Origin of the sequence: Moorena sp. SIO3B2 (assembly GCF_010692525.1) — a bacterium.
Lineage (GTDB): Bacteria > Cyanobacteriota > Cyanobacteriia > Cyanobacteriales > Coleofasciculaceae > Moorena > Moorena producens.
Genome location: NZ_JAAHHE010000071.1, coordinates 1 through 20,613 on the forward strand (window position 1 = coordinate 1; position 20,613 = coordinate 20,613).

Here is a 20,613-nt window from a genome sequence, read left to right on the forward strand (position 1 = left end):
CGCAGGGTATCGATGCCATTGCCAATGATTACACCATTTTCTTGGAGGGCATTTGTCAAGGTTTTGAGGCTACTATTTCCGGATTTTGGCAAAAAAGGATGATGCAAGATAAACCGAATTGTCTTGATCAGACGCTGAAAGGGTTCTATGTCGGAATAGGCATGGGTGAGTAGATGGGGATTCTGTACTATGGGCAGGATTAGCTCACGATTGTGATCATTGCTGTTAATTAGCCCATTGTCCTGTAGCCACTGTAAATCCGTTGCGATGGCATTCGGGTCACCATAGATTTCTCCCTTGAGTTTGGCCATCAAAGCGCACACTTCTTGGAGGGGAGTGGCAAATTCGGGCACTGTTCCCAAAACCCGTTCGATCTCAGTTGGGTCAGTGCTGTGCAACGTCCCTATGTTGGGATAACGAATAATGGTTCTTCAATACCTTTTATGCTAAATTTACAGTTAAAAAACTCATCAAGCTTACTGTATAAGGAAACTTCTGGTATTTAACTAACAATTTTTTTTAATACGGGCTCTTTCCACTCCTCCGTTCGCGTTTGGCCGTAGGCCACGCGGGGCGCGTTCGCGCAGCGTCGGCTTTGGCGAAAGCGTGGCCTACGGCCTCAGTCCCTGCTCCGAAGCTTCCTTCTTCCTTTACAAAACGAGCTTTTATTCAGCCTAATAAATAAGGCATTTTTTTTAGAGTAAACTCATATAAAATAGTCTCAAAAACTACAGATCAAATTTATTTGATAGTACTACAAAACGGCAATCTGCTGGATAGATGTCAATAAGCGGCTTTAATTATTAATAAGCCCGAGATGATTGAGAATGTGATTTGAGAAATCTGAAAAATTCTAATGGCAATTCGGCTTCGCCGACGCGGGGCGCGTTCGCAACGGTTTATTCTTTATTGCTCAAAATACGTTGAAAGTTCAGGGATTTAGTAGAACAAATGTACTTATTTTTACCTCGATTTTTTCCAATTTTAATAAAATTTGGTTTAATCATATTTTTTTAAGTTATAATTTATACCAAAGTAGATCAGGGTAAGCGCAAGAAAAAATGACTCATAATTTGCATTGGCTGGATATCGGTTGATCGTCGCTCGAAACCCCTATAATCTCGTATAACTTTACTCGCAATAGAGTTTATTTGTTGAGAATGACGCGGTTTTTTTCTCAATAAGCCCTGGCTGATTGATTCTTGCGCTTACCCTGATTATTCGGCTACAATCGAAATGTCTTGACTAAGTTAAATCAAATATTACAATTATACTGAAATATATATATTGAAAATTATGAATAGTGAATTAGCAGATGTAGAGTCGATTTTAATAGACACAACGAAACGAAAAAAGACGATTAATAGCCCCTTCTTGCATGGGCTGCAAAGAAAGCATTTTATTTTTTTTCAAATTTTACCATTTGGACTAACAATAATTGCTTTACTTTCAATTCCATATCTTCCATTTGGCTGGTTTGAAATATTCCTATTTGCTCTCTTTTGGTTAATCAATGGCTTGGGGATATCCTCTGGTTATCACCGCTTATTTACCCACCGTTCCTATAAAGCTCATAATGCACTCCAAATTATGCTAATGATTTGGGGGTCAATGGCAGGGCAAGGAGGTGTCATATCGTGGGTTATTTTGCATCGCCGCCACCATGAACTAAGTGACAAACTTGGCGATCCTCATTCACCCAATCTTCACGGCAGTAATTGGCCTGCGCGTCTTCAAGGTTTAATCCACTCCCACTTTAATTGGATGTACAAACATGAATATCCCAGTGTTGTTCACTATGCCCCTGATTTAATAAAAAACAAAACCGTTGTCAAGATTGATCGCTACTATTATGTGTTGGTTATACTTGGGTTAGTTATCCCTGCACTCTTAGGGGGAATGTATCATCGGAGTCTAGAAGGTGCGATCTCAGGATTTTTATGGGGAGGTGCTGTTAGAATATTTTGGGCAGGTCATACTATCTGGTCTATTAATTCTTTCCTGCATTGCTTCGGGATGCGTCGTTTTGATACTGAAGAACATAGCCACAATTTTGGAGCAGCTGCCCTATTGACCTTTGGCGAGTCGTGGCACAACAATCACCATGCTTTTCCTGGTTCGGCTTCTTTTGGTTTGGAATGGTATCGCTTAGATCCAGGATACTGGTTTATTCAGTTAATGGAAGCTTTACATTTGGCTTGGGATGTTAAAGTTCCAAGTTCAGAAAAAATTAAAATTCGATAACTTAACTCATAGATTTAAAAATTAGTTGTAACTTTAAATTAAGGAGACATCATGAAAACTGAATCACAAATCAGCGAATGGATAAAAAAATATCTAGCCGAAATTCTCGAATTAGACCCATATGAAATTAATGAAAAACAGGAATTTGAACAGTTTGGACTTAATTCTTCGATGGCAGTTTTTTTGATTGGTGATTTAGAAGAATGGTTGTCCCTTGAACTAAGTCCTTCTCTGTTTTTTGAATTCAACACTATTGGTGAACTTTCTATCCATATAGCGGAAATGGTCAAAAAGGAGAAAGTTTTAGAACAAGAGGTTTCTGAAAGTGTCTAATTTAGTACAAGGCTTAACTACACGGGGCGGAAATGCTGCTGCTATCCAACACCACTATGATGTTAGTAATGAATTTTACTCTTTGTGGTTAGATTCCAGCCTAACTTACTCCTGTGGTTTTTGGGATAATCCCGCAATGGATGACAACCTAGAACAGTCACAACAGAAAAAAATTGATTGGCATTTGGAAACTTCAGGAGCAACAACTGGCAAAAGATTACTAGATATTGGATGTGGCTGGGGAGCTTTAATGCGCCGTTATGTTAACGGCTATCCTGATCGTCAGGCTGTGGGATTGACCTTGAGCCACAATCAATATGAGCAGATCTGCTCATTAGGACTAGACAATATCAAAGTCTACGAGGAAAGCTGGATTGTTCACCAGCCAATGACTACTTACGATGCGATCGTCTCAATTGGTGCTTTTGAACATTTTGCCAAACCAGAGACTACCTCAGAGGAAAAAATAAGTGTTTATCGTGAGTTTTTTGGTCAATGTCAACAGTGGCTAAAACCCAAAGGTAAATTATCGTTACAAACGATCACATATGGTTCGTTAAGTGCCGAAGAAAAAAATTGGTTTACCCAAAATGAGATTTTCCCTGATTCTGAGTTACCCCGCCCTGGTGAAATTTTAATCGCTGCCGACAGGCTATTTGAGATTAAAACCTACCGCAATGATCGCCTTCAATATGGCAAGACTTGTGACCTGTGGTTAAATAATCTCCGCCGTCAAAAATCCCTAATCATCGAGGGGTTTGGAGAAAAAATATATCGTAAATACGAACAATATCTCAAATTAGTTGTTGCAGGTTTTTATTTCGGACAAATATTACTACTGCGCTTAGAAATGCAATCCTTAGCTAAATAAGGCATTCTCTAGAAGGCTGTAAAGGTATTTTTCATAGTACAAATTATCTTAACAGACTTCTAGTATTTGCTATACCTTACTACTCGCAAGGAGTTTTTTTTTGACCATGATTGCTGTATCTAAATCTGCCATCAAATTTAATCCCTTTGCCCCCGGTTTCCGAGAAGACCCCTATACAACTTATCACCTCTTGCGCCAACACAAGCCGATTCACCATGCCTTGGATATGTGGATACTCACTAAATATCAAGATATTATCCAAGTGATAGATTCTGATGCTGTTAGCGTTAGTTTCATTCCCCAATATGTGACGCAACAAAAGGTGGGTAATATTCCTGGTTTAGTGGAATTGGGCAAGAAAGCAATTGTCTTTACCGATCCCCCCGACCATATACGCTTACGTCGGTTAGTCGGACAAGCTTTCAACAGTAGTACGATTCAAGCTTATACTAGTCATATTCAGAAATTAATTGATAATTTTATTGGGCTTAAAATCGGCACAGAAGAGTTTGATTTTGCGGAGATTGCCCATCAAATTCCCCTGTATACCCTTGCTCATATACTTGGTATTCCCAATGAATATATCAAGACAGTCGATCAATATATTCATCGGGTTCGGTCTATTTTAGAACCGAGTTTGTTAACCAAAATGCGTATCCGTCGCATTGAGCAAGATTTACAATTGTGTTTAACGCTTTTTCAAGAGGTAATTGATTCCCGTAAAAACCATTTAGGAGAAGATATTATCAGCAAATTAATTCAAGCCAGAGTTGGAGAAGATAGACTTTCTGATAGTGAGCTAGGAATTGCCTGTGTCATGACCTTTGTTGCTGGACATGAAACCTCTAAGGGATTGCTCACCAATGGAATTTTAGCCTTTGCCAAGCATCCCGATCAGTGGCAAATTCTCCGAGATGGACAAGCTACTAGCAAACAAGCAATTGATGAAATTCTCCGTTTCGACCCACCTTTACAACAAACGGTACGCTTAGCCATCAGCGACCTGCAAGTTGGCTCCCAGACGATTAAAAAAGGGGACAAAATGCTGCTTTGTCTTGCCTCTGCTAACCGAGATGAAGAACATTTTCCTAATCCTGATGCTTTTAATATTATCCGAGATGCTACCTCTCAAATTGCCTTTGGCCATGGAATGCATAATTGCTTGGGACAGGGGATTGCACGACTCGAAGGGAAGCTTTTGTTTGATTACCTTCGCCAAAGGGTAAAGCAGATCGAATTGACTTCTTCTGACTATCGCTGGAATCAGGAGGGATTTATTACCCGAACCTTAACTTATCTACCTGTTACTTTTCATTACTCCTGACTTTGTTAATCCACTGAGATTCAGAATTTGTCCAACTCACTCTCAGAATAAAAACCAATGACTTCTCCCCAGTTAAATAATTTGATTGACAAACTGCTTTTGGGAGCAGAATATCAACCAAATCAAACCCTCTATTATTTTCTTGATAACCGAGGTCGGGAATATGCGTCTTTAACTTATGCCAGTTTATTAGAAGCAGTCCAACGGTTAGGACAATGGCTCACTGAAAAAACTGTCAGGGGAGATCACATAGTGATTCAGTTGCCCACTAGTCCTGAATTTGTGATTACATTTTTCAGTTGTCTATATCTCGACCGTATTCCCGTTCCCCTCAGTTCTCCCACCCGTAAGCGTAACTGTGATCACTATCAACGGATTTTTAAGGATTGCGATGCCCGTCTAGTTATTACTGAGTCAAGGGTTCGAGACTTGTTTGAGAAAGAGGATTTGGAAGTATCCCCTCAAATCGAGACTTTCCCCTCCCTAGACGCTTTAGACTCTTTAACTGCTCCCGTTGACCGCCAAGGTAACAACATTGCTTTTTTGCAATATACTTCTGGCTCTACCTCTTTTCCCAAAGGTGTGATGGTAAGTCATGGGAATATTATGGCTAACCAGAAAATGATTCAACAAACCTTCGGTCAAAGCAGTGCCAGTATCGGGTTAGGTTGGGTTCCCCTTTTTCATGATATGGGCTTAATTGGCAATGTCTTTCAGCCTTTATATGTGGGCTTTCCTTGTTATTTAATGTCTCCAGGGACTTTTCTTCAACGACCAAAACTTTGGCTGAAAACAATTTCAGACAAAAAGATCACAACGACAGGGGGACCCAATTTTGCTTACGAGATGTGTGTCAAAAGAATTGACCCAGATTCCTTAGAAGGGCTATCGCTCTCATCGTGGGATGTTGCCTATAATGGATCAGAACATATCAAGTTAGATACCCTCGAAAAGTTTAGTGCTACCTTTTCCCCCTACGGCTTTAAAAAAACTGCTTTTTTGCCCTGTTATGGTTTAGCAGAGGCAACTTTAATCGTTAGCGGGGCTTCTAAATCTGAAGAACCTACGGCTTTAACTATTCCTTGTCACACAGATGAAGTTTTAGATGCCGATGCGTCTCCAAAGACAGGTAGCGTCCGTACAGTGGTTAGCAACGGTCAGGTCATGCCAGAACTGTCCTTGCGCATTATTAATCCGCAAACCTTAAAGGAATGCCCTTCCCATCATATCGGGGAAGTATGGATTGCCGGAGAGAGTGTTACGGTTGGCTATTGGCAAAAGCCTCAAAAAAACCAAGAAACTTTTATTTTTTATGATGGATTGCGATTTTTACGGACAGGAGATTTAGGATTTATTGATTCCCAAAACCACCTTTATATTACAGGTCGGCTCAAAGACTTAATTGTCATCGAGGGAAAAAACTACTATCCCCAAGATATTGAAGAAGTAGTCAAACTCTCTCATCCTGCCTTACAGGAGGTCAATTGTGCTGTATTCTCAGTTCCTAGTATTGTTTCTCAAAAACTGGTGGTGGTTAGTGAAGTAAATCACAAATTTCGGCGGCAAATCCATGACTATGCCAATCAAATTAAAGAAACGGTTAAGGCTTCTGTCTATGACCATTACCAACTGAGGGTACACGATACTGTACTGCTACAGTTAAATAGCATTCCCACAACCACTAGTGGAAAAACTCAAAGGCAGCGAACTAAGTTGTTATATCTGTTGCAAGAATTGGAAAGCATTGAAAAAGTTGGCGTTGCTGAATAACGAAATGGTTTAACCAGAAAGGGAGATTTTTTGGCTCTCCTAGAGTGGCTATGATAAATTAGTATAAAATAATCGCTATAGCCCTTATTAATAAAGGGTTTGAGTAATTTAAAAATGCAATTTTAATAAAAGCGCACCTAAGCGGTCTTGGGGAGGCAGTGCCGACCTGTGGGGGTTCCCCCCATGAGCAACTGCCGTGGTTCCCCCCACTCGCGCTTGGGATCAAGACAATGTATTTTTAGTTTATTGAATCCCTTGCTATTTCAGGGGTAATCGCTCATTTAAACTACTCATTTACTATAATCAGTCTAGGAGAGCCAGCATTCTTTAGATCAGCAACGCCGGATTTTATGAGTTGGCACCAGTAAGCCATGACGAGATTGCTTGGCTCTAATTTCTGGATAGAACCGCCAGAGCCACCAAAACACTTTTTTCCCATCCCGTTCTTTAGCAATATCCCCGAGATTGGGTATTTCTTGTTGATTAAAAGAGTCTATCTGGTGCTGTTGACCGCTGATCGGATGCTTAACTTGACAAGTATCACTTTTTGTGTTAAACGCTGCGCCTAGATTAACCCGGTCAGAGGAACTAGCGATCGCATTCGGCAGCACCTGACTTTGCTCCTGCTGGTCTACTAGTTGCTGCCACCAGTTTTGCAGCTGATCTAGATTGTCTTTGCAACAGTGTAATGTGCGGAAGATACTATTACTCCCTTTGTATTTATGCTTATGATGCATTAAAGCATAAATCTTCCGCTGATAGACATTCATGTAGATTCACCTTAACAGCTGATCCCAAGGTAGCAGCTGAGCAGGAGTACCAGTATAGTTTTGATGCGAATGACGAAAATTGGTGAATTGACTTCTTTCAGAAGTCCGGAACAGCGGATCTGGGAATAGGGAACAGAGAATTAGAGGCAGAGAATCAATATCAGTGGAGTGGGCATCCTGCCCGCCTGGAAATGAAACGGGCAAGATGCCCGTTCCACAGCCAGATGCCCGTTCCAGAAAACTCTTCAAATCATTCGATTTTTAAGCAACACCCGGAAGCGAGGGGTATTAGAAAAAGATGGTGGAGAGATTATCAGTAAAGGTACTAACCTCAACTCCCTCTACATTGGCGAGAAGGTCACCATCAGCAGCTATGATATTCACACTGCCATTAGACTGCTCAAAGGTAAGGGTGCTAGCATCACTAACCCCAAAGCGAGTTAACCCCAGTTGGAAATTTATCACTTTGTCATGTCCTTCACCTTCTTCAAGGGCAATGGTGTTGTTACCATTACCAAGCTCGATGGTGTCTACACCGGAACCAGAATCAATAGTATTGTTTCCGTCACCAGTTTTGATTACGTCATTTCCAGCACCGCCAGTTATGGTGTCATCACCGTCTAAACCCAATAAAATGTTGTCTTCCCCGTTACCGATCAGTTCGTCATTAAAATTAGTACCTACGGCTCTTTCAATACTAATTAAAGTTTGTGCTACTTCCTGATCTTGCTCATCGGTGTAACTACCAGTGCCTTCAGCCAAATTGAGCTTAATACCAGAGTTGATTAGATTTTGAAAGTCAACGGTATCACGACCTTCTCCACCGTCAAAATAGTTAACACCGCCACTGTCTTGGAAAGTATCATTTCCTGCACCACCGACATATTTGTCATCACCCTCTAAACCCAAGAAAGTGTTGTCAACCTCGTTACCAGTGAGTTCGTCATTAAAATTAGTACCAAATACCCTTTCGATACTAATTAAAGTTTGTGCTACTTCCTGATCTTGCTCATCGGTGTAACTACCAGTGCCTTCAGCCAAATTGAGCTTAATACCAGAGTTGATTAGATTTCGAAAGTCAACGGTATCAAGACCTTCTCCACCGTCAAAATAGTTAACACCGGCACTGTCTCGGAAAACGTCATTTCCTGCGCCACCAATAAATTTGTCATTACCGTTGTAACCTAAGAAAGTGTTGCCTTGGCCGTTACCGATCAGTTCATCATCAAAATTAGTACCAAGTACGTTTTCGATACTAATTAAGGTTTGGATAATTTCTTGATCGTTACTATCGGTAGAGATAGCAGTACCCTCGACGATATTAACTTGAACCCCAAAATCAAACTCGAAAAAGTCAACGGTATCACGACCTTCTCCACCGTCAAAATAGTTAACACCGCCACTGTCTTGGAAAGTATCATTTCCTGCACCACCGACATATTTGTCATCACCCTCTAAACCCAAGAAAGTGTTGTCAACCTCGTTACCAGTGAGTTCGTCATTAAAATTAGTACCAAATACCCTTTCGATACTAATTAAAGTTTGTGCTACTTCCTGATCTTGCTCATCGGTGTAACTACCAGTGCCTTCAGCCAAATTGAGCTTAATACCAGAGTTGATTAGATTTCGAAAGTCAACGGTATCAAGACCTTCTCCACCGTCAAAATAGTTAACACCGGCACTGTCTCGGAAAACGTCATTTCCTGCGCCACCAATAAATTTGTCATTACCGTTGTAACCTAAGAAAGTGTTGCCTTGGCCGTTACCGATCAGTTCATCATCAAAATTAGTACCAAGTACGTTTTCGATACTAATTAAGGTTTGGATAATTTCTTGATCGTTACTATCGGTAGAGATAGCAGTACCCTCGACGATATTAACTTGAACCCCAAAATCAAACTCGAAAAAGTCAACGGTATCACGACCTTCTCCACCGTCAAAATAGTTAACACCGCCACTGTCTTGGAAAGTATCATTTCCTGCACCACCGACATATTTGTCATCACCCTCTAAACCCAAGAAAGTGTTGTCAACTTCGTTACCAGTGAGTTCGTCATTAAAATTAGTACCTACGGCTCTTTCGATACTAATTAAAGTTTGTGCTACTTCCTGATCTTGCTCATCGGTGTAACTAGCAGTGCCTTCAGCCAGATTCAGCTTAATACCAGAGTTGATTAGATTTTGAAAGTCAACGGTATCAAGACCTTCTCCACCGTCAAAATAGTTAACACCGGCACTGTCTCGGAAAACGTCATTTCCTGCGCCACCGACATATTTGTCATCACCCTCTAAACCGGAGAAACTGTTGTCAGCCTCGTTACCGATCAGTTCGTCATTAAAATTAGTACCTACTGCTCTTTCAATACTAATTAAAGTTTGTGTTACTTCCTGACTTTGATCATCGGTGTAACTAGCAGTGCCTTCAACCAGATTCAGCTTAATACCAGAGTTGATTAGCTCTTGAAATTCAACGGTATCAAGACCTTCTCCACCATCAAAATAATTAACACCGGCACTGTCTCGGAAAGTATCATTCCCAGCACCGCCTTGGAGGACATCATTACCACTATCACCCCAAATTCGGTCATTCCCAGCGCCACCTTGAATTACATCCTCACCTTCTCCACCAAAGAGTGTATCATTCCCTTCATTTCCTTGGATTACATCATCACCCTGATCTCCAGAAATTACATCATTACCTAGATTTCCCTGGATAAGATCATTGCCTTCCCGTCCTCGAACAATATCGTTTCCATCTAAAGCTTGAATGATGTCGTTTTCAGAGAGACCTTCTAAATTATCTTCGTTGAGGGTTCCTAAAATAATTGCCATTTTTTTATCTACTCCGATAATGGAATATTGATGCTGACAATTGAATATTATGAATGTAGTCCTATTTTATAAAAAAAATTAAAAATAAAGGGCAGGGCTGTTTCTGGCGTCGAGCTAAAATTTGTTTTATTGGTGGGGAGATAGGGAAATAGGGAGATAGGAAGATAGGAGAAATTAAACCGAATCAAAAGGTATTTTTAACCTTAAAAAAACCTCTTCCCGATTCCCGATTCCCGACTCCCTACTCCCTACTCCCTACTCCACTAAGAAGCGCTACACCTTAGCCTCTTCTTTCACTAACTTATCCCAACCCAAATCCTTGAGACTGTTATTGCGACGTAACGGACGGGTTGCCAATTCCAGAATATCTCGGGCATTAGTAAAGCCGTGCATTTGAGCAAAGGTAAACTCAACGGACCACTTAGTATTAATCCCTCGTGCTTCCAAAGGATTAGCATGAGCCATACCGGTAATCACCAAATCCGGCTTCAAGTCATAAATCCGCTGAATCTGGTTGAAATTGTCTGGCTTCTCGATAATCTTGGGAGTTGGTACACCCATTTCGTGGCAAGTCTGTTCTAACAGAGCTAACTCAGCTTTCTGATAACGCTTATCCATGTAAGGGATACCGATTTCATGGCAAGTCATACCGCAACGAACCAGGAAACGAGCTAAGGAAACTTCCAGCAAGTTATCCCCCATGAAAAATACTGACTTACCACGCAACAGCTGGATATAATCCTCCAAGCTTTCCCAAATTTTAGCTTCCCGTTCTGCCAAGCCTTTTGGTTCAATACCAAACACAGAACACATTTTCTCTATCCAAGCCCGAGTGCCATCCGGACCAATGGGGAAAGGTGCGCCAATTAACTTACACTTGCGGCGGCGCATCAGAGTAGTCGCAGTACGGCTTAGGAAAGGATTAACCCCAGCAACATAGTAACCTTCTTCTATTACTGGTAATTCGGTATAACGCTTAGCAGGCAACCAACCAGACACCTTAATCCCCTGCTTCTTCAACTCTAGGGTGAGGTTAGTCACAACCGGGTCAGGTAGGGAGCCAAACAAGACTAGGGGTGGATGATCCGCATAGTCTGACTCTTCCGCAGCCACCTCTTCTTTCTGGCGTCCAAAGTTGAGGAGTTTTGCGATCGCATTCCGCTCTTGTTTCTCCTCTTCCACCTGGGGTGCTTCCTTCGGACACTTGTGAGCCATCGCCGCCAAGACCGTATCTTCACCCTGGGTGAAAGCATAGTCTAAGCCATTAGCACGAGCCACCACAATCGGAATACCAATCTCAGATTCCAGCTTGGGAGCCAAGCCTTCCAAATCCATCTTGATAATTTCCGTAGTGCAGGTACCAATCCAGACAATCACACTAGGATTGCGATCGCGTTTAATCTGCAAACACAACCGCTTCAGTTCCTCGTAATCATTGAGCTTAGCGGAAATATCCCCTTCTTCCAACTCCGCCATAGCATAGCGTGGCTCAGCAAAAATCATCACCCCCATCGCATTTTGGAGGAAATAGCCACAAGTCTTAGTACCAATCACCAAAAAGAAACTATCTTCAATCTTTTGGTAAAGCCATGCCACGCAGCTAATCGGACAAAAGGTATGGTAATTCCCAGTTTCGCACTCAAAATCTAGGGCTTGAGGGGTTTCAGCAACAGTCATTTAAAATTCTCCTCTCCTGGTCTCTCTCTAAGGTTTTAAGGGTTTAAAGGTTGAAGGGTTGAAGGTTTTAAAGGTTGAAGGTTGAAGGTTGAATGTTGAAGGTTGAATGTTGAAGGTTGAATGTTGAAGGGTTGAAGGTTGAAGGTTAGGTTGAAGGTTAGGTTGAAGGTTAGCAGGTTGAAGGTTTTCAGGCTTGAAGGTTGAAGGTTGACTGTTGAAGGTTTTCAGGCTTAGTGTTTTCAGGTTTACTGTTTACTGTTGAAGGGTTAAGGTTGACTGTTATAACTTTCAACCTTGGCCTTTCGGCCACCCTACGCGAACAACTTCCTAACTTTCAACTTTTCCTTCAACCTGCTAACCTTCAAGCTGCTAACTTTCAACCTGCTAACTTTCAACCTGCTAACCTTCAACCTTTCTTTCAACTTGCTAACTTTCAACCTTCAACCTGCTAACTTTCAACCTTTCTTTCAACTTGCTAACTTTCAACCTTCAACCTTTCTTTCAACCTGCTAACCTTGGCCTTTGGCCACGCTACGCGAACAACCTCCTAACCTCCTAACCTTTGCTTACACCATCATCAGGTCTAATTCTTCTTCCTCAGTCACTGCTGGGGTTTGAGGATTGAGGTAGAAGTCAGACAGCAAAGAGAACAACTCCCGGTCAGGTGCATCTTGAGGTACAACCCCCTCAGGCTGTGCCAGAATTTGGTCAGCAATGTTGAGATAGTATTGGCAAACAGGTTCCAGGCTAGGGTCAGTTTCTGCCATTTCAAAAATCGTTTTGCCCTTAACCCGAGAGACACGAATGTCCTCAATTAGTGGCAGAATTTCCAGCACTGGCATCGGCACAGCTTCGATATACTTATCGATCAAGTCGCGCTTAGAGGTGCGGTTGCCAATCAGACCAGCCAGACGCAGCGGGTGAGTGCGAGCTTTTTCACGAACAGAAGCAGCAATCCGGTTAGCAGCGAACAACGCATCGAAACCGTTATCCGTCACAATCATGCAATAGTTGGAATAGTTCAGGGGAGCAGCAAAACCACCACAGACTACATCACCCAGAACGTCAAACAGAATCACATCGTACTCATCAAAAGCATTCAGTTCCTTGAGCAGCTTTACAGTTTCACCAACCACATAGCCACCGCAACCCGCACCAGCCGGAGGACCACCAGCTTCTACGCAATGAACACCACCATAACCCTTGTAAATCACATCTTCAGGCCAGACATCTTCGTAGTGGTAATCCTTTTCCTGAAGGGTATCAATAATGGTAGGAATCAGAAAACCAGTCAGAGTGAATGTGCTGTCATGCTTCGGGTCACAGCCAATTTGCAGCACCTTTCGACCCCGCTTAGCTAGGGCAACTGAGATATTACAGCTAGTTGTGGACTTACCGATACCACCTTTTCCATAAACTGAAAGTTTCACCTTTACTTATCTCCTGTTTCAGATAAAAATTCTTATGTTGTCTTTGCCCCTAAGCCAGCCGAAAGCCAAATTTCAGCAATTATGCTTGATTTATCTTAGGTGCGCGCCTCCTAGGGCGAGTAAATCGCCCTTGGGTCGCACCTCAGGCAGTGATTCAGCGAGGGACCCTAAAGCCAGCGGTAGATTGCTTGGCTTTCGGCGCTTATTGCATTATTCACGAACTGCACCATAAAATACATGGTCTTTTTTATGGATATAGCCTTTAAATTAGTTTAAATCAACGTCTTTAAACTTAAGCGATTATATAAAGCACTTTAAATCTTATTTATTAAATTTAATATTTAAATAATTATTTTTATAAAAATTTTTACGAAAAAGTATTACAATAAACAAAAATAGTAAATCACCAGCCTGGATTAAGCGGGGGTACTACTCAAAAAGTCCCCTAAGTTTGGGGGATTTATGGGAAAATGGGTAAATCCTGTAAGAGTTAAGGTTGCTCACCATAGAGCATGGCTGGGCAAAATCATCAAGACCCACCAGAAGCAATAGGCGGGTCTTGCTATTGAAGTTTTTTGTAAATAATAATTAAATTTTTTCGGAGCAATCACCGCAATCTTCGTCGATAGAGTCACAGAATTTGAAAGAGGTACAAAGAATCGGGAATCGGGAATCGGGAATCGGGAATCGAATCGGTAGGGAGTAGGGAATCGGGAATCGGTAATCGGTAATCGGTAATCGGGAATCGGGAATCGGGAATCGGGAATCGGGAATCGGGAAAACTGATCTGATTCCCCATCTCCCCATATTCCCCTCCTGGGAGGGGTTAGGGTGTGTTTTCAAAGTTTTCCGCAAGATATTAGATCCCCCCCAGCCCCCCTTATTAAGGGGGGAGCCATACTCAAAGTCCCCCTTTTTTAAGGGAAACGGGGGTACTCGGAGTTTGAAGACACGCCCTAGGGGTGGGTTCCCATCTGGCCATCTCCCCATCTGGCCATCTCCCCATCTCCCCTGATTCAGGTTAAAGCTGTATTAACCTCAAGCCCCTACAGCTTCCTTAGCGGCATACATCACTTCAAGAGTGATTTCACTAAAGCCACGCTCACGAGCAAACTTCTCAGTATTGCGCTTCACTTTACCGCGAACAAAACCAGGCACCTTATTCAGTTCTGCTTTAGCGTCCTTACTCCAGTTCAGGTCAGAATCAGCAGAGATACCCTTGGTAATCACTTCCTTGGTATCATGACCACCAAAGATTTCCAACAAGTGGTCTTCCATACCCAAGGTGAAGGAATTGTAGACCAAATCAGCAATTTGGTTAGTGCCTTCGTAACCCATGAAGGGGCGATAACCGATGGGGAAGTTTTGGATATGAATTGGAGCAGCAATCACACCACAAGGAATATTCAAGCGCTTACCAACGTGCCGTTCCATTTGGGTACCGAAAATCGCAGCAGGTTCAATTCGTGCGATCGCATCCCCAATCTGACCATTATCATCACTGATCAGGATCTCATCACAGTATTCGCTCACCTGCTCCTTGAACCAGTCCGCATCATACTTGCAGTAGGTACCAGCCAGCACCACATGAATACCCATCTCCCGTGCCAGAATCTTAGTCATAGCCGCAGCGTGGGTATTATCTCCGAAAACCACAGCCTTCTTACCCGTCAAGTTCTGGCAGTCGATGGAGCGAGAGAACCAGGCAGCTTGAGAAACGTACAGGGTTTGGTTGTTGATGTACTCTTCGTAATCGACATTAGCACCTTGACCATTGACAATTTCCTGAATTTTACGGATACAACGGGCAGTTTCCACCACACCCAGAGGAGCAATATCGACATAGGGCATCGAGAACTCTTCTTCCAGGTAACGGGCACTCATCAAGCCAATTTCCCGATAAGGCAACAGGTTAAACCAAGCCCGAGGTAAATTTTTCAGGTTGTGGACAGAAGCTCCCTCTGGGATGACTTCGTTAACCTCAATGCCCAAATCAGCCATCAGCCGCTTGAGTTCAGTACAATCGTGTTGATTGTGGAAGCCAAGGGTAGAAATACCAATGATGTTAACCGAGGGCTTTGCGGTTTTGCCCTCTGGCAACTCACCCTTCTTGCGGGCTTTGTTGAGGTAGAACTGAATAATTTGATCTAGGGTGCGGTCAGCCGCTTGCAATTCATTGACCCGGTAGTGGTTGACATCTGCCAACATCACATCAGCCTTAGCATCCATCTGAGCCCGGTTTACAAAATTTTCCAGGTCTTCTTGTAGGATACTGGAGGTGCAGGTGGGGGTAAGCACAATCAGATCAGGGTTTACCTCCTGATCTTTGCGGGTGATGTTGTCTACCACTTTTTCCTGAGAACCCCGTGCTAGCACGTTCCGGTCAACAATACTAGCAGTTACCGGAGTGTAGTCCCGCTCTCGCTCTAGCATGGAGCGCATCACGTTGAAGTAGTCATCCCCTAGGGGGGCATGCATAATAGCATGGACGTTCTTAAAAGAACTCGCAACGCGCAGTGTGCCAATGTGGGCAGGACCTGCATACATCCAGTAAGCCAATTTCATATCCTATTCTCCCTTGTTAAAAGATTAAGTATCAAGTATCAAACATCAAGCATCAATCATCAATAATCAAGCATTAAGCATCAATCATCAATCATCAATCATCAATAATGTAACAATTTTATGGATTTGTTACTCAGCAACCAATATGGTTTCAGCCTTCAGCCTTGGCCTTTGGCCACGCTACGCGAACAGCCTTAAGACCCAAGCGTGATTTAGATTTTCTCAGAACTCCGAGGTAATAACTATCCTTAGGGATAAGTGTTCTTTCCCTGGTATCTAATTCCCCAAATCCACTTGCCAAGCTAAACATATCGATTAGGGATATAAGAGAATCTGAATCAAATTGCAATTATTCTTAATTTTTAGTTACAGGGAGTCGGGCGTCGGGAGTCGGGAGTCGGGAGTCGGGAGTGGGGGGAGATGGCCAGATGGGGAGATGGCCAGATGGGGAGTCAGATCAGTTTTCCCTATTGCCTATTGCCTATTGCCTATTGCCTCTTGCCTCTTGCCTCTTGCCTTCCCCTCCTGGGAGGGGTTAGGGGTGGGTTCCTCTTGCCTCTTGCCTCTTGCCTCTTGCCTCTTGCCTATTGCCTGTTACCGATTCCCGATTCCCGATTCCCGATTCCCGATTCCCGATTCCCTGTTCCCGATTCCCTGTTCCCTAATATGAAAACCCCTATAGCAAGCATAATAATGTCAAAATAATCACAACCAGTTTGTCTGAAGAGTCCTCATGGAATGGCATATAACTGATGCTCAAAGTCTGGCAATTATTGACCGTGAAATAGGCGAGCATGTCTTTTCACCAGCGGAATACGAGATTGTGCGGCGGGTGATTTATGCCACAGCCGACTTTGAGTATAAGTCTCTGATTCATTTTTCTGAGCGGGCATTACAAGCAGGAGCAGCAGCTCTAGCTGCTCGTAGCACAATTGTAGTGGATGTGCCAATGGTACAAGTAGGGATCACTCCCCACATTCAAGATACCTTTGCTAATCCTGTGTATTGCAGCATGGAAACCCTCACTCGTCCTCAAAAAGAAAAGACTAAGGCAGCCTGGGGGATGCAAACCTTAGCTAGACGCTATCCAGAAGGAATTTTTGTGATTGGTCAAGCTCAGACAGCTTTAACAGTATTGGTGGAGTTGATTGAGGCAGAGGAAATTCGACCAGCCTTGGTGATTGGGGTACCTGCGGGATTTGTCGAGGTGGATGTGGCTAAATCTCGGTTGACGGACTCTTTGATTCCCCACATTCGGATTGATGGTCGTAAGGGTTCTGCGGTAGTGGCTGCTGCTATTGTTGATGGCTTAGTAGACTTGGCTTGGCAAGCCTATGGCCAGGATGATATTGACTTCTCACACGCCTAAAAGGGCGTTGCCCAATTGTGGAATAATCGAGAATAACGGGTAATCGGTAATCGGTAATCACCTTCGGTCAAGCTCATTGACCGCAACCCTCTGTTGGTGATCGATCAAAATTTGGCTAAGATCCTGTCAGCAACGGTTTAGCAAAGGGATAAGGATGGCAACTGCGGTTAAACTAATAGCTCCAGGTTTTTGTGTAAAGTACCCGAAAACCCCCTGGAGTGTGATATATGTCGAAGATGCTTCAGGCAAGTTTCATTTCCGCCTTAGTAGTCGAGACTTCAAATTTGAACCCCGCGATCGCTACCGTTACCCAACTCATGAGGCGGCTAAACGGGCAGCATTGTGTTTTCTGGAATTACTCAAACGTATAGAGCGATCGCGGATGCGCATGAGCATTCTGCTAGAAATTGGTATTCTTAAATTTCCCCGACAGACCTATCACTCCTATGAAATCTGGTTATTGATTGATCGCACTCGCTATAGTTGGGAGGTAATAACAGCCAATGGTTTTTGTTTCCGCTCCCAGCGCTGGTACAAAAATCCTAACAGTCCGATTCTTAAAGCCAAGAAACATATTGACCGGGAGCTAGCGATCTATCAAATCAAAGATGTGGTTGGCTGGGTTTAGTGACTAATGACTATCATCAGTATCAAAACACTTATGCCCGATAGTGCCATCAGGAAATAAGAAAAGAGGACAAAACGGTAATTTTATGGGTATGCTCACAATTGTCGTAGGCTCCTGCTGCGGTTGATCATTATGAGGCCAACGAATCCTGCGACTTGTACCACCGACAACATCAGTTATTTTATGATCACTACTGTCAGAAACAAAGCTGTCACTCTCTAACCTCTCGGTGAAACCTAAATCAGAGATTTCCATGATAGCCATATATCCAATTTATTTCTATTGATTGTTTATATAAACTTCCCCCATAGCTAATAGAAAAGTCTTGCCATATTGGCCATAAGTTACAAAACTTTAAAATTGTCAACTATCAATTAATTAAGGGAATCGGGAATCGGGAATCGGGAATCCGGAATCGGGAATCGGGAATCGGGAATCCGGAGTAGGGAATCGGGAATCGGGAATCGGGAAAACTAGACCTCTTGCAAAAATAAATATGAAATCAAAATCTATCCCTTTTGTATGCATGCCTTTTGCCTTGTCAACACCCACGGTTTATGAGACTTATGCAAGAGGTCTACTGATCTGACTCCCCATCTCCCCATCTCCCCATCTCCCCATCTCCCCACACTCCCTATTCCCTATTCCCTATTCCCTATTCCCGACTCCCGACTCCCGACTCCCGACTCCCTAAAACTATATAGCTTAACTGATGCGAGTTGCTTTTTCGCGGTACTTGTTGATAAGTTTATTGAACAATTGATTCAGCTGTCCAATGCAAAAACTATTCGGAGTCATCATTTTAGTGTTAGGATAAAAATAGAATTTATTTGAGCTGATCGACCCATAATTTACGTCCTTAAAGTTAATAGCAACCTGCTGATTTCCCACGGATAGAACTTGAAACCAAGTCGCTATCGTAGGGGGTAATTTTTTACTCAGACGCAAGGAAATTTTGGGACTCGAAAGAGATTGAGCGTAGGCTGGGGTTAAAAATGGTTCATAGCGTTCAGCTTCTGGAGTTAGCTGCTTAATAAAGGCTAAACTTACACCTTTGACCAGTTGCCGCAGGCTATGGGCATCGTCTCCAACCACTTCTTTGACTAACGTACTTCTAGCGATCGCATCGTTAAGATTCTTCGGGTCAGTCACACTGAGGTGAGTGCCACCAATGGCGCTAATCAAATACTTAGAACCCCCCAACTGATTAAAAGACCGTAACTGATGGTCTAGAGCTGGTGTAATGGCATCCTCTGTGCCCGTTAACATTAAGGTTGGTACAGTAACTTGACGCAAACCCTTAGTACCAAACAAACGCCCGGTTACACTATTCAAAGCGATCGCTTGCACCACTCGCTGATCAGTAAGATTAACCTCGTCTTCTGGTAAATCAGCCGCTGCACATTGGAACCAATCTGCTGGGGATCTGCCCACAGGAGAGCGATTTTTACAAAACCGTCGCAGTTCCTCTAAATTGAGTTTTCCCCCAGCCAACGCTAAAGCCGTGTAGCCCCCCAAGGAATGACCAATAATTGTAACTTGTTGAGTATTCAGTTTACCAAGCATGGTAGAATATCTATCGTTGATGTCAGCCAACTCATCCAGGAGAAAGCTGACATCTTTGGGACGGTCAATAAACTCCCCCGGAGGTAACAAATCCCCAAGTTTACCAGGTGCTGACAAACTGTTAATCCTGGTAAAGTTGCTGCCAGGATGCTCTAGGGAAGCTACAGTAAGGCCATGGGAGGCTAGATGGCGTGCTAAATATCTCAGAAATTTGCGGTCTGCAGCAAATCCGTGGGAGAGAACTACCATTGGTCCAGTGGTATCCTCAGCCCAGTATAGATCTACAATAATAGTACGTTGCCGTTGTCGGTCTCTTAGTCTTAGTTTACGCTGTTTAACCAATTGGGGACCGGAAGTAGCAGGGTCAAATCTAGGGCGAAAGGTGGCAGCGTCCGCAACAGCCAAATCTTGCTCTAAGATCGGACCAACTGCTAAACTTTTCCAATAAGAGGCATTAAGTTGTAGGGCAATCCCAACAGCAGACGAAGCATCCAAAGTGATCTTTTCTCCTGGGTAAGCCCGTAAGAAACTCAGCACACTTAAACCATTAACTTGCCTTGCTCCTAACAACAGAGCAGCTTTTAATTGCTCTAAACTACTATCGGGGAGTGCTAACCCTAGTCTGTCCAACAACCGTGCGCCATCGCTGGAGAGGAGAAGGTCATTGATAAAGGTTTCTGTGGTCTTAGGGTTGAGTTTGAGGCTATTGGTCAAAATCTTCCGAATCTGTGGCGTGAGGATATCTCGATAGGGTTGCAGTGCTGGTGATAACTCCCCTGTCTCAGCAAACGTTTCTAATTCCTTGATAGCGACAGATTGCTCAAATGGCCCTAAGCGTAGAGTGAGATACTCAGCGGCAAAAACTGGTGGGGTAATTGCCCAAAACAGAGTCACAAAGAGACTACCTAGAGCACCCTGTCTGATTTTTTTAATTTGACCTATTGAACCATTACAGTGTTTTTTCTTCACAGAAGATTCAGAGGTATGGCCGCGATCAGACCATGGCAGCTGAAAATTGATCATTAGCGATGTATGCAGAATGTGAGTGCGGATATTTCGATCAAAGCCGACTTAATCAAGACTCGACAAGCCCATCGAAATATTTTTTCTGCAGCACTTCTGCACTAAAGGGTAAGCTATCAGCTATTAGCTATTAGCGTGTCGCGTATCAGTTCTCAGCTATTAGCTATCAGTTATCCGCTATCAGCTATCAGCTATCAGCCATCAGCTATCA

At 43.1% G+C, this 20,613-nt stretch carries 19 protein-coding genes and 1 pseudogene; 9 read left to right on the top strand and 11 right to left on the bottom strand.

Annotation, left to right across the window (positions count from 1 at the left end; all coding sequences use genetic code 11):
• Positions 1-398 (bottom strand): annotated as a pseudogene (locus F6K38_RS17135) (kinase); the annotation flags it as partial.
• A gap of 898 nt (positions 399-1,296) precedes the next feature.
• Here F6K38_RS17135 and F6K38_RS17140 point away from each other — a divergent pair.
• From F6K38_RS17140 to F6K38_RS17160, 5 genes are all read left to right on the top strand, one after another.
• Positions 1,297-2,244 (top strand): acyl-CoA desaturase, encoded by a 948-nt coding sequence (locus F6K38_RS17140; RefSeq protein WP_009149500.1) that lies wholly within the window; start codon positions 1,297-1,299, stop codon positions 2,242-2,244.
• A gap of 51 nt (positions 2,245-2,295) precedes the next feature.
• Complete coding sequence (locus F6K38_RS17145) at positions 2,296-2,577, top strand: acyl carrier protein (protein ID WP_009149503.1); 282 nt, start codon at positions 2,296-2,298, stop codon at positions 2,575-2,577.
• Entirely contained in the window at positions 2,570-3,448 is an 879-nt protein-coding gene (locus F6K38_RS17150; protein WP_009149505.1) for an SAM-dependent methyltransferase, read from the top strand. The genes F6K38_RS17145 and F6K38_RS17150 overlap by 8 nt, the downstream gene beginning before the upstream one ends.
• 106 nt (positions 3,449-3,554) lie before the next feature.
• Complete coding sequence (locus F6K38_RS17155; protein ID WP_009149507.1) at positions 3,555-4,772, top strand: cytochrome P450; 1,218 nt, start codon at positions 3,555-3,557, stop codon at positions 4,770-4,772.
• A gap of 57 nt (positions 4,773-4,829) precedes the next feature.
• Positions 4,830-6,542 (top strand): fatty acyl-AMP ligase, encoded by a 1,713-nt coding sequence (locus tag F6K38_RS17160; RefSeq protein WP_009149509.1) that lies wholly within the window; start codon positions 4,830-4,832, stop codon positions 6,540-6,542.
• A gap of 332 nt (positions 6,543-6,874) precedes the next feature.
• Here F6K38_RS17160 and F6K38_RS17165 read toward each other — a convergent pair whose 3' ends face one another.
• The 4 genes from F6K38_RS17165 to F6K38_RS17180 all read right to left on the bottom strand — a co-directional run bounded on the left by F6K38_RS17165 (position 6,875) and on the right by F6K38_RS17180 (position 11,821).
• The gene (locus tag F6K38_RS17165; protein WP_009149511.1) at positions 6,875-7,312 is read right to left on the bottom strand and encodes a hypothetical protein; all 438 of its coding nucleotides are present in this window, start codon (positions 7,310-7,312) and stop codon (positions 6,875-6,877) included.
• Positions 7,313-7,318: 6 nt separating this feature from the next.
• Entirely contained in the window at positions 7,319-7,561 is a 243-nt protein-coding gene (locus F6K38_RS17170) for a hypothetical protein (protein WP_131826854.1), read from the bottom strand.
• A gap of 39 nt (positions 7,562-7,600) precedes the next feature.
• Entirely contained in the window at positions 7,601-10,144 is a 2,544-nt protein-coding gene (locus F6K38_RS17175) for a calcium-binding protein (protein WP_287357011.1), read from the bottom strand.
• A 273-nt stretch (positions 10,145-10,417) separates the two neighbouring features.
• Entirely contained in the window at positions 10,418-11,821 is a 1,404-nt protein-coding gene (locus tag F6K38_RS17180) for a ferredoxin:protochlorophyllide reductase (ATP-dependent) subunit N (RefSeq protein ID WP_009149514.1), read from the bottom strand.
• A 272-nt stretch (positions 11,822-12,093) separates the two neighbouring features.
• On the opposite strand from F6K38_RS17180, the gene F6K38_RS17185 reads away from it, so the two are divergent.
• A complete protein-coding gene (locus F6K38_RS17185; protein ID WP_131826855.1) occupies positions 12,094-12,273 on the top strand; it encodes a hypothetical protein in 180 nt (59 codons plus the stop codon).
• A gap of 114 nt (positions 12,274-12,387) precedes the next feature.
• On the opposite strand, the gene bchL is transcribed toward F6K38_RS17185, so the two are convergent.
• From bchL to bchB, 3 genes are all read right to left on the bottom strand, one after another.
• Positions 12,388-13,251, bottom strand: a complete 864-nt coding sequence (gene bchL, locus F6K38_RS17190) for a ferredoxin:protochlorophyllide reductase (ATP-dependent) iron-sulfur ATP-binding protein (protein ID WP_009149517.1) — start codon at positions 13,249-13,251, stop codon at positions 12,388-12,390.
• A 588-nt stretch (positions 13,252-13,839) separates the two neighbouring features.
• Positions 13,840-14,241 (bottom strand): hypothetical protein, encoded by a 402-nt coding sequence (locus F6K38_RS17195; protein ID WP_044494474.1) that lies wholly within the window; start codon positions 14,239-14,241, stop codon positions 13,840-13,842.
• Between the two features lie 48 nt (positions 14,242-14,289).
• Positions 14,290-15,816, bottom strand: a complete 1,527-nt coding sequence (gene bchB / locus F6K38_RS17200) for a ferredoxin:protochlorophyllide reductase (ATP-dependent) subunit B (protein WP_009149518.1) — start codon at positions 15,814-15,816, stop codon at positions 14,290-14,292.
• A gap of 343 nt (positions 15,817-16,159) precedes the next feature.
• On the opposite strand from bchB, the gene F6K38_RS17205 reads away from it, so the two are divergent.
• From F6K38_RS17205 to F6K38_RS17215, 3 genes are all read left to right on the top strand, one after another.
• The gene (locus F6K38_RS17205; protein WP_287357013.1) at positions 16,160-16,486 is read left to right on the top strand and encodes a hypothetical protein; all 327 of its coding nucleotides are present in this window, start codon (positions 16,160-16,162) and stop codon (positions 16,484-16,486) included.
• Positions 16,487-16,549: 63 nt separating this feature from the next.
• A complete protein-coding gene (locus F6K38_RS17210) occupies positions 16,550-17,185 on the top strand; it encodes a precorrin-8X methylmutase (RefSeq protein ID WP_008178322.1) in 636 nt (211 codons plus the stop codon).
• 154 nt (positions 17,186-17,339) lie between these two features.
• A complete protein-coding gene (locus F6K38_RS17215; RefSeq protein WP_008178324.1) occupies positions 17,340-17,813 on the top strand; it encodes a hypothetical protein in 474 nt (157 codons plus the stop codon).
• 3 nt (positions 17,814-17,816) lie between these two features.
• Here the strand turns inward: F6K38_RS17215 and F6K38_RS17220 are convergent, their stop codons facing one another.
• From F6K38_RS17220 to F6K38_RS17230, 3 genes are all read right to left on the bottom strand, one after another.
• The gene (locus F6K38_RS17220) at positions 17,817-18,068 is read right to left on the bottom strand and encodes a hypothetical protein (protein ID WP_131826856.1); all 252 of its coding nucleotides are present in this window, start codon (positions 18,066-18,068) and stop codon (positions 17,817-17,819) included.
• A gap of 123 nt (positions 18,069-18,191) precedes the next feature.
• Entirely contained in the window at positions 18,192-18,341 is a 150-nt protein-coding gene (locus F6K38_RS17225; RefSeq protein WP_154659649.1) for a hypothetical protein, read from the bottom strand.
• A gap of 177 nt (positions 18,342-18,518) precedes the next feature.
• Positions 18,519-20,402, bottom strand: a complete 1,884-nt coding sequence (locus F6K38_RS17230) for an alpha/beta hydrolase (protein WP_008178327.1) — start codon at positions 20,400-20,402, stop codon at positions 18,519-18,521.
• Positions 20,403-20,613 lie beyond the last annotated feature (211 nt).